Annotated in this window: 9 protein-coding genes and 1 pseudogene; 2 read left to right on the forward strand and 8 right to left on the reverse strand. The window is 58.1% G+C overall.

The features are described 5' to 3' along the window. Nucleotides 1-104: 104 nt before the first annotated feature. Complete coding sequence (locus K5R88_RS25940) at nucleotides 105-2,822, forward strand: RHS repeat domain-containing protein (RefSeq protein WP_226298625.1); 2,718 nt, start codon at nucleotides 105-107, stop codon at nucleotides 2,820-2,822. Between the two features lie 99 nt (nucleotides 2,823-2,921). Here K5R88_RS25940 and K5R88_RS31095 read toward each other — a convergent pair. Beyond that, nucleotides 2,922-3,029 (reverse strand): annotated as a pseudogene (locus tag K5R88_RS31095) (alginate biosynthesis protein AlgA); the annotation flags it as partial. Between the two features lie 387 nt (nucleotides 3,030-3,416). Here K5R88_RS31095 and K5R88_RS25945 point away from each other — a divergent pair. After that, nucleotides 3,417-5,816: an RHS repeat domain-containing protein gene (locus K5R88_RS25945; RefSeq protein ID WP_226298626.1), complete on the forward strand. Its 2,400-nt coding sequence runs from the start codon at nucleotides 3,417-3,419 to the stop codon at nucleotides 5,814-5,816. Nucleotides 5,817-5,898: 82 nt separating this feature from the next. Here the strand turns inward: K5R88_RS25945 and K5R88_RS25950 are convergent, their stop codons facing one another. The 7 genes from K5R88_RS25950 to algG all read right to left on the reverse strand — a co-directional run bounded on the left by K5R88_RS25950 (nucleotide 5,899) and on the right by algG (nucleotide 15,343). Continuing rightward, nucleotides 5,899-7,350 carry a mannose-1-phosphate guanylyltransferase/mannose-6-phosphate isomerase gene (locus tag K5R88_RS25950; protein WP_207285728.1) on the reverse strand — a complete coding sequence of 484 codons (1,452 nt, stop codon included), beginning with the start codon at nucleotides 7,348-7,350 and terminating at the stop codon, nucleotides 5,899-5,901. Nucleotides 7,351-7,540: 190 nt separating this feature from the next. Continuing rightward, nucleotides 7,541-8,197, reverse strand: a complete 657-nt coding sequence (locus K5R88_RS25955) for an alginate O-acetyltransferase AlgF (protein ID WP_008025358.1) — start codon at nucleotides 8,195-8,197, stop codon at nucleotides 7,541-7,543. A gap of 14 nt (nucleotides 8,198-8,211) precedes the next feature. Next, on the reverse strand, nucleotides 8,212-9,387 hold the full coding sequence (locus K5R88_RS25960) for an alginate O-acetyltransferase (RefSeq protein ID WP_008025360.1): 1,176 nt from the start codon (nucleotides 9,385-9,387) through the stop codon (nucleotides 8,212-8,214). Nucleotides 9,388-9,398: 11 nt separating this feature from the next. Next, nucleotides 9,399-10,964 carry an MBOAT family O-acyltransferase gene (locus tag K5R88_RS25965; RefSeq protein WP_008025362.1) on the reverse strand — a complete coding sequence of 522 codons (1,566 nt, stop codon included), beginning with the start codon at nucleotides 10,962-10,964 and terminating at the stop codon, nucleotides 9,399-9,401. A gap of 204 nt (nucleotides 10,965-11,168) precedes the next feature. Next, a complete protein-coding gene (locus K5R88_RS25970) occupies nucleotides 11,169-12,290 on the reverse strand; it encodes a mannuronate-specific alginate lyase (RefSeq protein ID WP_226298627.1) in 1,122 nt (373 codons plus the stop codon). Nucleotides 12,291-12,297: 7 nt separating this feature from the next. After that, nucleotides 12,298-13,746 carry an alginate O-acetyltransferase gene (locus K5R88_RS25975; RefSeq protein WP_192227782.1) on the reverse strand — a complete coding sequence of 483 codons (1,449 nt, stop codon included), beginning with the start codon at nucleotides 13,744-13,746 and terminating at the stop codon, nucleotides 12,298-12,300. Nucleotides 13,747-13,756: 10 nt separating this feature from the next. Beyond that, nucleotides 13,757-15,343: a mannuronan 5-epimerase AlgG gene (gene algG / locus K5R88_RS25980; RefSeq protein WP_223554763.1), complete on the reverse strand. Its 1,587-nt coding sequence runs from the start codon at nucleotides 15,341-15,343 to the stop codon at nucleotides 13,757-13,759. Nucleotides 15,344-15,358 lie beyond the last annotated feature (15 nt).

Raw genomic sequence — 15,358 nt, forward strand, 5'->3', positions numbered from 1 at the left:
GATGGGCGTGGTGAGGGCGACCGTTTGTCGAGCCTGTAATTTGTGACAGTAGCCATGCATGGGTTTTCAGCATTAGCTGGTGCAAATCGACATGAAGACGCCTGATGCAGCCTCAGCTGGCTTTCCTGCACCGCGACACCCCAAGCATGACGGTCGTTGAACCGCGGGGGCTGGCCGTGCGTTCGGTGGATTATTACCGCGCCGCGCAGGGAGAAGTCGCCGAAGCTCGGGTCAATCGCACGGTTCATGACCCGGCGGGGCGGGCGATTGCGCAGTGGGATCCGAGGTTGTTCCTGGAGGCTTCGGCAGCGGCCAACCTCAGCAGCATCCTGTCACTGTCCGACACTGCGTTGAGTACCGTCAGTGTCGATGCCGGCTTGAGCGTGAATCTTTTCGGCGAGGCGGATCAACCGGTTCAGTTCTGGGATGGCCGGGGTTCGCAACGTTGGATGCACTACGACAATCAACTGCGATTGACGGCGCTGTTCGAGCAAACGGTGGAGGGTGAAGCGATTTGCGCAGAGCGTCTGACTTATGCGGCCAACGCTCCTACGTTCGCCGATCACAACCAGTGCGGCCAACTGATCAGCCATGCAGACCTTGCCGGTGTTCTGCAGCTCAACGACTACGGATTGACCGGCACGGTACTCGAACAAGAGCGGCGCCTCGATGACATCGCGCAGTCGTTTTCAACGCATTCACGCTTCAACCCACCGGGTGACCTGCTCTCCCGAACCGATGCCCAAGGTAACGAACAACGCTTCAGCCAGACCGTGGACGGTCAGTTGCGCGCCGTGGACTTGCGTCTGAGCCTCACGACCCAGCGCCTGCCGATCGTCAGCGTCATCAACTACAACGCCCACGGCCAGGTTGAAAGGGAAGTCGCCGGCAACGGCGTGATCACCACCCTCGAATACGCCGCCGAGGACGGGCGTCTACAACGGCTGTTATCCCGGCTCGGCCAGAACGAGCCATTGCAGGATCTGCGTTACAGCTACGACCCGGTCGGCAATGTGCGAAGCATCAAAGACGCCGCGCTGCCGATCCGCTACTTCGCCAATCAGCGTATCGAGCCGGTCAGCGATTATTGGTACGACACGCTTTACCGATTGATCGCGGCCACAGGCTGGGAGGCCGGCTCGGTCAGGCAGGGTCCGTCGTCGGCAATGACGGCGGACCCCGCCATGCCCGGCAACTACCGCCAGACCTACCGTTATGACGCCGGCCACAACCTGCTCGAACTGACCCACGTCGGCCCGCAAAACCCCGGCCATCGGCTGGTCGCCGATGCTCACAGCAACCGCTGCTTGCCGGTGCGCGAGGGTATTGAGCCGACTGAACAAGACTTCCGTGACAGTTTCGATGCCAACGGCAACCTGCTGAAGCTGCAACCGGGGCAAACGTTGCGCTGGGACGCGCGCAATCAATTGTGTGAAGTCCGCCCGGTGGCGCGTAATGCCGAAAACGACAGCGAGCGATATGTTTATGGCGCCGACGGCCTGCGCGTGCGCAAAGTCCGCTCGCTGCAAACCAATGCCCAAACGAACATCATCGAAACTCTGTATTTGCCAGGTCTGGAAATCCGCACCCATAGCGGCACCGGTGAAGTGCTGCATGTCATCGACGTGGCAACCGGGCGCGGCAGCGTGCGGGTGTTGCACTGGGAGGCGGGAAGACCGAACGAGATCAGCAACGACCAGCAGCGCTACAGCCTGACGGATCATCTGGGGTCGAGCACGCTGGAGCTGGATCAGCACGCCAACGTCATCACCCAGGAAAGGTATTACCCGTTTGGCGGCACGTCATGGTGGAACGGCGCGACGGTGCAGGTCAGCTACAAAACGGTGCGGTACTCGGGGAAAGAGCAGGACGCGACGGGGCTTTATTACTATGGGTTGAGGTATTACATACCTTGGTTGCAGCGATGGATTAATCCGGACCCTTTGGGGGATGTTGATGGGTCGAATTTGTTTTGCTTTGTTGCAAACTGTCCTTTGAGCTTTGTGGATTTACAAGGAGGGGTGAAAGTACCTGTAGGGGCAATTTTTTCAAAAGATGTTCAAAGTTTGGTTGATGGTGGGAAGTATATTGGTGCGCAATCTTTGGCTCGTGCTAAATCTGTTTCTGATGTCCTCGTTGTTAATAAGTTGGTGTCATCTTTTATTCCTGACGTTGATATGCAGTCGATGACCGTATTTCAGAATAGACACGATAATACAATTTATCGAGCTAGCTCTGCGGTCGAGGGTGTGGGATTTTTTGTGAAAAAAATGCAGAGCCCGGAAGGTCCTCAGCGTGAAGAACTTGCCTATACCGTTAGTGAAATGCTCAATTTTCATCTTGTCCCTCCTACAAAAGCCAAGGCGAAATCAATGGTTCAGCAGGAAGTAATTGTTGCCGGAGCTGACACTAAAGAAAGGAGGATTTTACCTGAGGCGGCCAAGCTTTTTTATTTTCTTATTAATGAATTCGATGATAACTCTGGTAATCAGTTGTGGGATGCTCTAGGTAACGTATACCTGATAGATCATGAGTCGGCTTTTTCTGAAAACAAAAATTCGATTTATAACTTGTCTGCTGTTGATTTGTCGAAAGCGTTCAATGCGGAGCGCTGGGATAAATTTAAGTCGATTGGTAATGCTGAGTGGAAGTCAATTATTTCCGAGAAGTATTCGACTTTATCGAAGGGAGAGGTAAAAGCATTTGTGGGGCGGATTACAGATACTAAGGTTGCAGTGCAGCGAGAAATTGATCGAGGTGCGGTAAGTTTTGGGCAGAAGCGCAGTTTTTTACAGCGAACATTAGGAAGAGCAGTCTCTTGAACTCAGGAAATGGGCATTAGTTAATAAAAAAGCCCCCACCCAACCCACTGCGGATAGGGAACGCAGTGACCTGGACGGGGGCTTCTTTTTGCCGATGACTTACTGCGCGATGGTCTTCACCGAAACCCCACGCTCAATCGGCGTAGACCGACCATAGATATCTTCAAACCGCTCGATATCGTCCTCACCCAGATAGCTACCCGATTGGAATGGGGTGGCCGGTATTCGTACCACTCATCGAGACTGTAACTTTTGACAGTAGCCAGACAAGGGTTTTAGGCATTTGCTGATCGTCATTCTTCGAGATGAATTGTCATGGATGCTCAAGTAACGGCCATGCACCGCCATACCCCAAAGCTGATTGCCATCGATCCGCGTGGTCTGGTCTTACGTTCGGTGGATTATTACCGTGCCGCGGAGGAGGCGGTCGCCGAAGCTCAGGTCAATCGCACGGTTCATGACTCCGCTGGGCGGGCGATTGCGCAGTGGGATTCGCGGTTGTTCCAGATGGCTTCGGCACCGGCCAATCTGGTTACGATTCATGGGCTTTCCGGCACAGCCTTGTGCACCCTCAGTGTCGATGCAGGCTTGCGCGTGAGCCTGTTCGGCGAGGTGGGCCAACCGGTTCAATCCTGGGATGGCCGGGGTTCGCAACGTTGGATGCACTACGACAATCAACTGCGATTGACGGCGCTGTTCGAGCAAACGGTGGAGGGTGAAGCGATTTGCGCAGAGCATCTGACTTATGCGGCCAACGATCCCGTTTCCGCTGCTCACAACCAGTGCAGCCAACTGATCAGCCACACAGACCTTGCCGGTGTTCTGCAGCTCAACGACTACGGATTGACCGGCACGTTACTCGAGCAAGAGCGACGTCTAGCCGACATCGCGCAGTCGTTTTCAACGCACTCACGCTTCAACCCAGCGGGTGACCTGCTGTCCCGAACCGATGCCCAAGGTAACGAACAACGCTTCAGCCAGACCGTGGACGGTCAGTTGCGCGCCGTGGACTTGCGTCTGAGCCACACGACCCAGCGCCTGCCGATCGTCAGCTTCATCAACTACAACGCCCACGGCCAGGTCGAAAGGGAAATTGCCGGCAATGGCGTGATTACCACCCTTGAATACGCCGCCGAGGACGGGCGTCTACAACAGCTGCTGTCCCGGCTCGGCCAGAACGCGCCGTTGCAGGATCTGCGTTACAGCTACGACCCGGTCGGCAATGTGCGAAGCATCAAAGACGCCGCGCTGCCGATCCGCTACTTCGCCAATCAGCGTATCGAACCGGTCAGCGATTATTGGTACGACACACTCTACCGATTGATCGCGGCCACAGGCTGGGAAGCCGGCATCGTCAAGCACGGCCCCTCATCAGCGGCGAGCGCCGACCCCGCCATGCCCGGCAACTACCGCCAGACCTACCGTTATGACGCCGGCCACAACCTGCTTGAACTGACCCACGTCGGCCCGCAAAACCACGGCCATCGTCTGGTCGCCGACGCTCACAGCAACCGCTGCTTGCCGGTGCGCGAGGGTATCGAGCCGACTGAGCAAGACTTCCTCGACAGTTTCGACGCCAATGGCAACCTGCTGAAGCTGCAACCGGGGCAAACGCTGCGTTGGGACGCGCGCAATCAATTGTGTGAAGTCTGCCCGGTGGCGCGTTATACCGAAAACGACAGCGAGCATTACATTTACGGAGCCGACGGCCTGCGCGTGCGCAAAGTCCGCTCGCTGCAAACCAATGCCCAAACGAACATCATCGAAACTCTGTACTTGCCCGGCCTGGAAATCCGCACCCACAGCGGCACCGGCGAAGTGCTGCACGTCATCGACGTGGCGACCGGGCGCGGCAGTGTGCGGGTGTTGCACTGGGAGGCGGGAAGGCCGAGCGAGATCAACAACGACCAGCAGCGCTACAGCCTGACGGACCATCTGGGGTCGAGCACGCTGGAGCTGGATCAGCACGCCCGCCTCATCACCCAGGAAAGGTATTACCCGTTTGGCGGCACGGCGTGGAGTAACGGTGAGGCGGTGCAGGTCAGCTACAAAACGGTGCGGTATTCGGGCAAGGAACGGGACGCGACGGGGCTTTATTACTATGGCTTCAGGTATTACGTACCGTGGTTGCAGTGTTGGTTGAATCCAGATCCGGCGGGCGCGGTTGATGGATTGAATTTCTATGCCATGGTTCGAAACAATCCAATGGTGTTGCGAGACTACAACGGTTTGGCAGGTGACGAATTATTCAACGCATCTTTCCATGAGCTTGACCTTTCAACCCAAGGCTGGAAACAGCACTTGCTTGAAACTCAACTGTTGAATCTCCTGTTGCAGCGCCATGACAAGACGAAGGGAGGCTACGAAGAAACCCATGACTATCGCATTTTCGAAGTGGGTGATCCGGAGTACGCCTTGACTGGGCAGGAAATCGTTGAGGCATTGGAGGGCTACCGCAAGACGTACCTGGACCTGGCGAATCGTGCATCCACTGCTGGAAAGTCGGAGTTGGGACTGTCGATGATAGAGCTTTCAAATCAAGCAGGGCGGATGCGTGATGTCGCTAAGGGCATTGATGGATCAACTGCTTCGGCAGCAGCGAACAAGCCTCGCTTTTTTGCATTGATGAAAGCAAAGCCGGAAAACGGAAAGCGAGAAATCCTGGCCATTCAGAAAATATCGATGAGTCAGCGCACTGCTGGTGAAGACAGGGCGTTTGTCAGTGGCGTTATTCAGAACCCACTCATTCGACCCGAGGTGAGGGGCGGTTTTAGCGATCTGCCTGGAAGAGAGTCGATACCTGTACTGAGGCGGGTGCGAACCTTCGTCACGGTTCGGAGTTTGAACGAGGTGGGCAAAAGCACGAACATGAAATATGTGCTGTTTGGCTCATCGAATACTAGAGACTTGGACGTGGCGAAAAGACTCAAGGCAAAATTGAAGTCCGAGCCTACCCACCTGCCACTTTCGAGGTTGAACCCGCAACGTCGATGATTTTCATAAAAAAAGCCCCCACCCAACCCACTGCGGATAGGGAACGCAGTGACCTGGATGGGGGCTTCTTTTTACCGATGACTTACTGCGCGATGGTTTTCACCGAAACCCCACGCTCAATCGGCGTAGACCGACCATAGATATCTTCAAACCGCTCGATATCGTCCTCACCCAGATAGCTGCCCGATTGCACTTCAATAATCTCAAGTGGAATCTTGCCCGGGTTGCGCAAACGGTGAACCGAAGCGATCGGAATGTAGGTCGACTGGTTCTCGCACAGCAGGAACACGTTCTCGTCGCAGGTCACTTCAGCGGTGCCGCTGACCACGATCCAGTGTTCGGCGCGGTGGTGGTGCATTTGCAGTGACAGGCACGCGCCCGGTTTGACCGAGATGTGCTTGACCTGGAAGCGCCCGCCCATGTCGACCGAGTCGTAGGAGCCCCACGGACGATAGACTTCGCAGTGGTTCTGGGTTTCGGTGCGGCCCTGTTCGTTGAGTGTGTTGACCATCTGTTTCACGCCTTGGACCTTGTCCTTGTGGGCGATCATCATGGCGTCCTTGGTTTCGACGACCACGATGTTTTCCAGGCCGATCACCGACACCAGTTTGCCGTTGCCGTGGATCATGCAGTTCTTGCTGTCCTGAATGACCACATCGCCTTTGGTGACGTTACCGTTGACGTCCTTGTCATTTACTTCCCACAGCGACGCCCAGCAACCGACATCGCTCCAGCCGGCGGTCAGCGGTACAACGCAGGCGCGCTGGGTTTTTTCCATGACCGAGTAATCGATGGAATTGTCCGGGCAGCAGGCGAAGGTGGCTTCGTCGATGGTGACGGTGTCGGCATCCTGTTGGCTGCGTTCCAGGGTCAGCAGGCAGGTGTCGTAGATGTCCGGATCGTGCTTTTTCAGCTCTTCGAGGAAGCGGCTGGCGCGGAACAGGAACATGCCGCTGTTCCAGAAGTAACCGCCGGACTGGACGAACTCGGTGGCGCGTTTCACGTCCGGTTTTTCAACGAAGTGCGAGACGCGGCTGACGCCTTCCGGCAGCAGCGAGTCGTTGGTCGACTTGATGTAGCCGTAGCCGGTTTCCGGTTTGGTGGCCGGGACGCCGAACAGCACCATTTCGCCGTTTTCGGCGGCGACGGTGGCCAGGGCCAGGGCGCGTTGCAGGGCTTTCTGGTCTTCCAGTACGTGGTCGGCTGGCAGCACCAGCATCAGTTCGTCACGACCTTCGTTGACCAGCATCATCGCGGTCAGGGCCACGGCCGGCGCGGTGTTGCGGCCGAACGGTTCCATCAGGATGCGCTGGGTTTCCAGCTTACGGTTGCTCAGTTGCTCGTTGACGATGAAGCGGTGGTCTTTGTTGCAGACCACGATCGGGGTGTCCATGCCTTCGAACACCAGGCGCTCCAGGGTTTGCTGGAACAGCGTGTGTTCGCCGGTCAGGGCGAGGAATTGTTTAGGAAACTGCTTACGGGAAAGCGGCCAAAGACGTGAGCCACTACCACCTGACAAGATCACCGGAATCATGTTGTTACTCCTTGAAAATCGTATGGGTCAGAGCTACTGCGTTCTGTCGTTTCACTCTTGTTTTTGTTTCGTGTCCCGACTGACATCTCGGTCCCTTGTAGGAGCATGGCTTGCCAGCGAAGGCGGTCTCGAGGGCCTCTTCGCCGGCAAGCCGTGCTCCTACAGGGCACGGGTCAACCGGGTAAATTTGTTAGCGCGTCGAAACCGGGCGTTTTACCCAGACTGGCGACAGGCTGCTGCCGTTGCCGGTGACGTACAGCACCGCCGCTTCACCGCGTTCCAGGGCAACCGGTTTCACGTCGCCTACTTTCGTGGCGCCATCGTATAGCGCCAGGCTGACTTTGACCGGGTTGATTTCACGCTCGCCACGGCCTTTGGCGGCCACGGACGGGACGACTTCGGTCTTGCCATCGGCGGTTTTCAGGGTCAGGGCCTTGTCACTCAGGTTCTGTACGCGAACCAGGGATTTCTGCTTGTTCTTGAACGGCGGCTCTTCGATCAGTTGCGGCGCGCCGCTGGCGTTGTTGACCAGGGTGTAATAGTGATCGCCGGCCAGTTTCACCGGCAGGGTCTGGCTGCCGACCTTGGCGCTGTAGTCGCCGCCCGGCATGAAGCTGAAGTCAGTGCTGGACAGCGGCGCGACGTCGCTCAGGCTGGTGCTGCCGACGGTGGCGCTGACTTCAGCGTTACCGGCGTTATAGACCCGTACGAAGCTCGAGCCTTTAGGCGCGGTCGGACCGTAGAGGGCCGAGTCACCGGCGGCGAAGGCGTTCATGGACAGCACGCTGAAGGTTGCGGCCAGAGCAAAGGTCTTGGCGAGACGGCGAGGAGTAGTAGTGAAAGTCATGGTGTACCTCTCTTTCAGTTTTGCGCCCGGTCGGGCGTCTCGGATTTAGTGTTTACGGCTACGTTTTGTTGGCGGGCGCCGGCTTCTTTGAGCGCTGCGACCCACTGCGGGTCGGCGTCGCCGATTTCGTTGTTTACAGGCAGATAACGTTCAGGAAACTCCCAGATCAGCACCTGTGGCGGGCTGTTCTTGAAGGCATCGCTTTTCAGGTAGCTGAGCATCGGCAGAATCGGGCCGTGGCCGTCTTCGGCGTAATTGACCACGTCGCTGTTCAGCGCTTCTTTCAGCGCGCCGACGAAGTTCCAGTTCGGGTTGGCGCTGTAGCTGGTGCCGATCAGGGCCACCGGCACTTCGGTGTTGGCGAACAGCGCGTCATCACCGCCAGCCTGATCGTCGGCCACCACGGTGTTGCGCTTCTGCAGCGGCTCGGTCGCCGGCATCAGGTTTTCGAACAGTGGGTCGAGCGGCAGGAACAAACGCAGGTCGCCCTTGTGGGTCACTTTCTCTGCCGGCTCGGTGACGAAGCGTTGAGGCTCGCCGCTGAGCGGGGTTTTCTCGGCAATGGTTTTGGCCAGAGTCTGGGCGGCGATTTGCGCGCCTTCCGGGGTCCAGTGGGTGTCGGTGCGCAGGAACACTTGCTGACCGTCGAGCTTGGCCTTCAGCAGGGGGCCGTACAGGTCGGGTGCGAGGATCTTGTTGGCCGCCAGACGAGCGTGGAAGTCCTCATAAAGATTGGCGTGAATGCTCGAAGGCTTAACTTCGCCCAGGTGTTCCGGATACAGGCGAGTCTTGGCCGGCACGATCGCCATCACCAGTTTCACGCCTTTCTCTTTCAGTTCCTGGCGCACGCCTTCGACCAGCGCGTAGTTGCCTTGCAGGTTCAACTCTTCATTGACGATCGGGTTGAATTCTTCATCGCTGTACAACCACTGATCGCGACCGAGCACGACGCCCGGACGACCTTCGTTGAACAGTTTGAAATCCAGCGCAGCCCAGAGGTTGGTGCCCAGGCGCTTGATCGGGAACTCGTCGTCGTAATGCGTTTCGACAGCCTTGGCCCAGCGGCCATTGAGCACCGTCGCATCGGCGTTGGTGCTGAAGCCGAAGAAGCTGCGCGTCGACCACAGGCCCAGGACCAGCAGGGTCACCAGGAACAGGGCGATGTAGAAGATGCGTAATGAGCGGGTCATGGTCAGATCCCTCAGAACTGGAAGTAAAGGAACGGCGAGAAGCTTTGCGCCGAGAGTTTGAAAATCGAGGCAATGAACAGCACCAGTACCAGCGTGCGCATCACGTAACGCGACCAGTCCGCCGTCCAGTAAGCCGGCTGCACGGTGGCTTCGACGCCAACGGTGTAACCCGGTTGGTGGATGCTGGCCGGGTTGTCGCCCGGTACGGCTTTGATCATTCCTGGTGTCGCACCGGCAGGGCCATCCGCCTCGACGTTGACCGCAGGTTTGGTCTTGACCGGTGGCTGGTTGCTGTAGAAGTCACGGATGCCGAAGAACGCCAGGGTTGCGTACGCCACCACCAGAGTCGCCACTTGCAGACCGGTGAGGTTGGCCTCGTTGAGTTCCGACAGCGACCACTCGCCGAAGCTGAACATCGCGCCATACATGCGGCCGGCGACGTGCAGGTTTTCGGCGCGGAAGATCACCCAGCCCATCACTACCAGCAGGAAGGTCAGCGCCCAGCGGATCGGGTTGATGCTGCGCGGCGAAGTGTTCAGGCCCAGGGCTTTTTCAATTGCCAGCCACATGCCGTGCCACGCACCCCACACGATGTAGGTGATGTTCGCGCCGTGCCACAGACCACCCAGCAGCATGGTCAGGAACAGGTTGCGATAGGTCATCAGCGTGCCTTTGCGGTTGCCGCCCAGCGTGATGTACAGGTAGTCACGCAGCCAGGTGGACAGGCTGATGTGCCAGCGACGCCAGAACTCGGTGATCGACTGGCTGATGTACGGCTGCTTGAAGTTTTCCATGAAGCGGAAACCCATCATCAAGCCCAGGCCGATGGCCATGTCGCTGTAACCGGAGAAGTCGAAATACAGCTGCGCGGTGTACGCCAGCGCGCCGAGCCAGGCATCGCCCGTGGTCGGGTTTTGCAAGGCGAAGCAATGGTCGGCCACCACCGCGAGGGTGTCGGCGATGAAGACCTTCTTGATGAAACCCTGCATGAACCGCGTGCAGCCCTCGGAGAACTTGTCGAGGGTGTGGGTGCGGTTGTTGAACTGGTCGGCGAGGTCGCGAAAACGCAATACCGGGCCGGCAATCAGGTGCGGGAAGATCGCCACGAACGCCGCAAAGTCGATCAGGTTGCGCGTTGCCGGGGTGTCACCACGGTAGACGTCGATGATGTAGCTGATGGACTCGAAGATGTAGAACGAGATCCCGATCGGCAACAGCACGTGGGTCAGGATGAACGGCGACAGACCCACCGACGTCATCATCGCGTTGATGCTGTCGACACCGAAGTTGGCGTACTTGAAGTAGCCGAGAATGCACAGGTCGACGGCTACGCCGAGCAGCAGCCAGCGCTGGGCCGGTTTGGTCCGAACACCTGCGGCGCCGACTTTGAGGCCGATCCAGTAGTTCCACAGCGTGACGGCGGCGAACAACGCCAGGAAGTCCACGCGCCACCAGGCATAGAACACATAGCTGGCGATCAGCAGCAGCAGGTTGCGATAGCGTATTCCGCTCAAGTAGTACATGCCGAGAAAGATCGGCAGGAACAAAAACAGGAACACGTTGGATGAAAATACCATCCCGGTCTCTCCATGTTTAACCAACAGTCAAGGGCCGCAGCCCCCCCAAACCCCCCCACTAAAAACCTGGGGAGATGCATTGCACTCAATCCACCGCGATCCTTGTAGGAGCGAGGCTTGCCCGCGAAGGCCGTTACGCGGTGGAACTGATGAACCGTGTCATCGTTCTTCGCGGGCAAGCCTCGCTCCTACAAGGGTTATGCGTTAAGAACCTTTGCCTTTTTCGTTCGCCGGGTCGTAGACCTTGGTCAGGTCACCCCCGAGGCGGAAGGTCTTGAACGGCTGCATCTCGTGCTTTTTCTCGAGCACATCCGGCGAGCAGGTGTAGAGCGTGCAGAACGGTTCGAGCCAGGCGAATTTCGAGTCGACCTTGAGGTCGGTCATGTCCTGTTCCTTGCCGTTCTTGTTCTCGAATTCGTCCGGGTCTTTAACCCCGGCGAGCACTCGATCACCCAAGCGTTTCAGCGCGCCGTTGTTTTCCTGACGCAGATCCACACCGTTGACCTGGGCGAAACTGGCGATCATCGCCAGCGGCGGCAGGGCGTAGTTGTGATAGGCGAGGGCGCGTTGCTGGCGCTTGAGTTCGTTGGGCAAGAAGCCTTGGGCGTCGACTTGATTGGCGCCGACCTTGTATTCCTTCACGGCCCAGTCGAACAGGTCGCGGCGGTTGGTGGCGACGGACGTTGCCATCACCGACCACGCTGCCCAGTACGAGTGGTTGTTGGTTTGTTCCAGCGGCAGGTTGTCCCAATCGCTGATCACCTGATCGGCCATTTTGCTGAACCAGGCTTCAATCAACTGCGACTCTTGCTGGTGGTTCGCCAACGGATGCGAATCGGAGAATTTCAGGCGGATGTACGAAGACGCCATGCTGCCCAACGCCCATTTGCGCATCGATTTGCCGGTGTGGTTGAAGTCTTTGGACATCAACGCATCGGCCTTGGCCCAGGCAGTCAACCAGTTCAGCGTGCATTCGAGCTTTTCCGGGCGACCGTCACGCATGAACTGCATCACGCGCTTGCTGGTGCCGCGCTCGATCTTGGTGATGTCGGCCGTGGTGTCGCGGAAGGCTTTTTCCGAGACCTCGTTCAGGGTCGAACGGGCCTTGTCGGAACCTTCGTATTTGCTGCGAAATTGCAGCGCGCCGGTATACGGCGTCGGCATCGCGTCACAGCCTTCTTTGCTGTCGCCGGTTTTGACTTTTTCAATCGGCGCGAAGTAACCCTGTGGCGGACGCAGCGGCGCGGCGGCCTGGGTGGCGCCGGCGAACATCGCCAGCGTCAGCAGGGAGGGCGCGAGTAGCTTTTTCAAAGTTCGGGTTTGCATGATTGCCTCATTGCCCGACCGAAGCAGTACGCTGCTCGGCACTCGGGAACACGTTGCGTTTGCAGATTTTCGCTTCGACTTTCTGCTGCGCGGCACCTGCTTCAGGGCCCTGGATTTCGACGGCCAGCAGATTCTGCGAGGCCCAGTCTTCGTCCGTGCGCAACTCAAAGGCGAAACGCCCGTCGGTGTCGGAGGTTTCCGGTTTTTCGATCTTGATGTCCTCGTGGCGACCGTTCATGTACCAGAGGGTGGCTTGCAGGGTTTTCACCGACGGATCGGCGAAACGGATGTCGACCTGGTGACTGCTGTTTTGCAGGTTCAGGTTCTTGCTGTTGACCATCAATTCGTTCTTGCCCGGTTTCAACGTGGTGCTGCCGGACATCTGTGCATCCTTGCCTTCGCAACCGTTGTCCAGCAGCGCCATCATCTGGCGGTAGATGGTTTCCTGGTCGAGGCGATAGAGCGGCGAGAATTCCCAGATCAGAATCTTCGGTGGCTTGGTCTGGAACTCTTCGCTGCCCAGGTACTGCAGCATCGAACCTTCCAGGCCACCGCCGGGGAACGCCACGTTGAGGATGTCGGCGCCGATGGCCTCTTCGAGGAAACCGGCGAAGTTGTAGTTCTTGCCACTGTGGCTGGTGCCGACCAGGGTGATCTCCGGGTTGCCGGAGTCACTGAACAGATCGCCATCCGCTGCTTCGCCTTTTGGCTCGGTGGTGAATTGATCCATGTACTGGATCGCGTAGCTGGTGCCACAGAGTTGACCGGCCATGTTGTGTAACGTTCCGGTCTTGCCCATGCGACCCGACTTGTGGCTCTCGAATTCACGCTTGGGAATGCCAGCAAACTCAGGCAGTTGCTTGATTTTCTCGCCGACGATTTTTGCCGTGCGCTGGGCGCCATATGGCGTCCAGTGCTGGTCGCCACGGAAGTAGAAGTCGTGGGCGGGCAGGGTGTCGGGCAGCGACTCGTTGGTCAGCGGCGACAGGTCCGGCACCACGTAACCCATGGCGGCGAAACGGCCGAGCATGGTCTTGTAGTTCCTCAGCGCCTTGTCGAAATCGAACCTGGCCTTGTCTTCCGGGTTGAGCTTGTTGCGGTTCACCAGGCCACGAGTGGGTTGGTAAACAATCACCAGCTCCACGCCTTTGCTCTTGAACGCATCGTGCAGTTCTTTCATGCGTTTGTAGCCGGCGGGGGTGGTGTCGAATTCGGTGCGCAAGTCTTCTTGCGTACGGAACAGCCAGTCGCCCTGAGCCTGCACCAGCGTGGTGAAGTTCTGCTGATAACGCGTGGTGTAGTTCTTCGCGTCGTGGGCTTCGGGGCACAGGTTGCAGCACGGTTCGGCGCTGAAGGTCGGCGCTTTGGCTTCATCTGCACGAACGCCGCCGCTGGCCGCGAGAATGCCGGCGGTCAGGGCCGACAGGCTGAGTAATTTGATCAAGTGTGGGTGCATAAAATTATCCTCAGTCCCGCATTTCGGTCTGGCGTTCGACAGGGTCGATCAGCACGGCTTTCTGCTGGCGTACCAGCAGGTCGAGAATTTCATCCTGACGCTCGCCGAGAATCCCGCTGAAGCTGATGCCGCTGGATTTGGTCGGGGCAAGCATGGACACGCGATACAGCTCGACGCTCAGCGGCGAGTCGATGGACAGCGGGCCACTGCCGTTGCCGGCCAGTTCACCGCCGACAACGATCAGCGACACCTGGGCATCGAACGGGTCGAGCTTGATGTCCCGGTCGGTGTCGCTCAGGTCCTTGATGTGGCCGTAGACGCCGGTCAGGCCGTTGGCCATGGACAGGTTTTCGTACAGGCGAATGTTCACGCTGTTACGAATACGGATGCCGTGGCGACGGTTGCTGATCACCTTGTTCGCCCACAGCAGGTTGTCGGCACTCTCGTAGAGGGTGATGCCGTCGGTGTGGTTCTTGTAGATCTCGTTGTAGGCGATGATGTTGTTGACGCTGTTCCGGTCGATCACCAGGCCCGACAACTTGTTGTCGTAGCTGCGGTTGTTGAAGATGAAGCTGTCGTTGACCTCACGGGAAATGATGATCCCGTGCTTCTTCTTGGTCCCGTAAACGGTGTTGTCGGCGATGATCAGACCGTGCGAACGGTCATGCGGGTCGATGCCGTAGACGATGTTGTCTTTGTAGGTGTTGCCCTTGACCACGAAGTCGCGGGTTTCGTAGCAGTAGAAGCCGTACCACATGTCCGAGAACTCGGAGCCGACGATCCAGCCGGTCGGTTCAGGACGCTTGAGCACCTTGGCCATGTTCGGCGTGTACTGGGAAATACTCACGCCATACGACTTACTGTTGGCGTAGCCGAAACTGGCCATCTTGCTGTTGGCGATGTAGGTCTGGGTGCCGCCCCAGGCCAGCAGGAACGGACGGAATTCCTTCGGCGACTTGAACGTCGCCGGGCCGTTGTCCTTCTCGCGCCAGCCAGTGATTTTGGTGTCGCGCACAAACAGCTGGCCGTCGTTGACCAGGAATGAACCGGCCTCTTGGGACAGGCGCAATTCCTGGGTCTGCTTGTCGATTTCGAGGATGCCTTTCTCACCGACCACAATCGGCAATTTCGCCAGGAACACGCCCGGCGAGGTTTCGCTGAAGTACTGCTTGGGCAGCTTCTTCGCCAGGTCCTTGAGGTTCATGTAGCCGTCGTCGATGAAGATCGCCTGCGGGATACCGTGCTGACGCACCACCCACTCGGCCATCTTGTTATCGCCGCCGATGAAGTCCTTCAGCGCGTTCTCTTGCATCATCCGACGCACACTGATTTTGCCGGCCTTGGTGCGCACGATTTTCGCGGCGATGGCGTCGGCGGTGTAGCCGGCGGTGTCTGGCAGTGTCGGCTTTTCCAGTTCCAGCGGCGCGGTCGGGGCGCTGCTGACGGTGTAGGTCTTGGCCTGTTGCAGTTCCTTGGCCATGGTTACCGGCTTCAACGGGTTAGGAGCCGCCGGTTCCACGTTGGCGAAGCAAGCCGAGCTTGCCAGCAGCATCGCGCCGGCCAGCAAGGTCAACGAGCCTCTCTTCGGACTGTTCATGTCAGGAACTCCCTT

Origin of the sequence: Pseudomonas sp. MM213, assembly GCF_020423045.1 — a bacterium.
GTDB lineage: Bacteria > Pseudomonadota > Gammaproteobacteria > Pseudomonadales > Pseudomonadaceae > Aquipseudomonas > Aquipseudomonas migulae.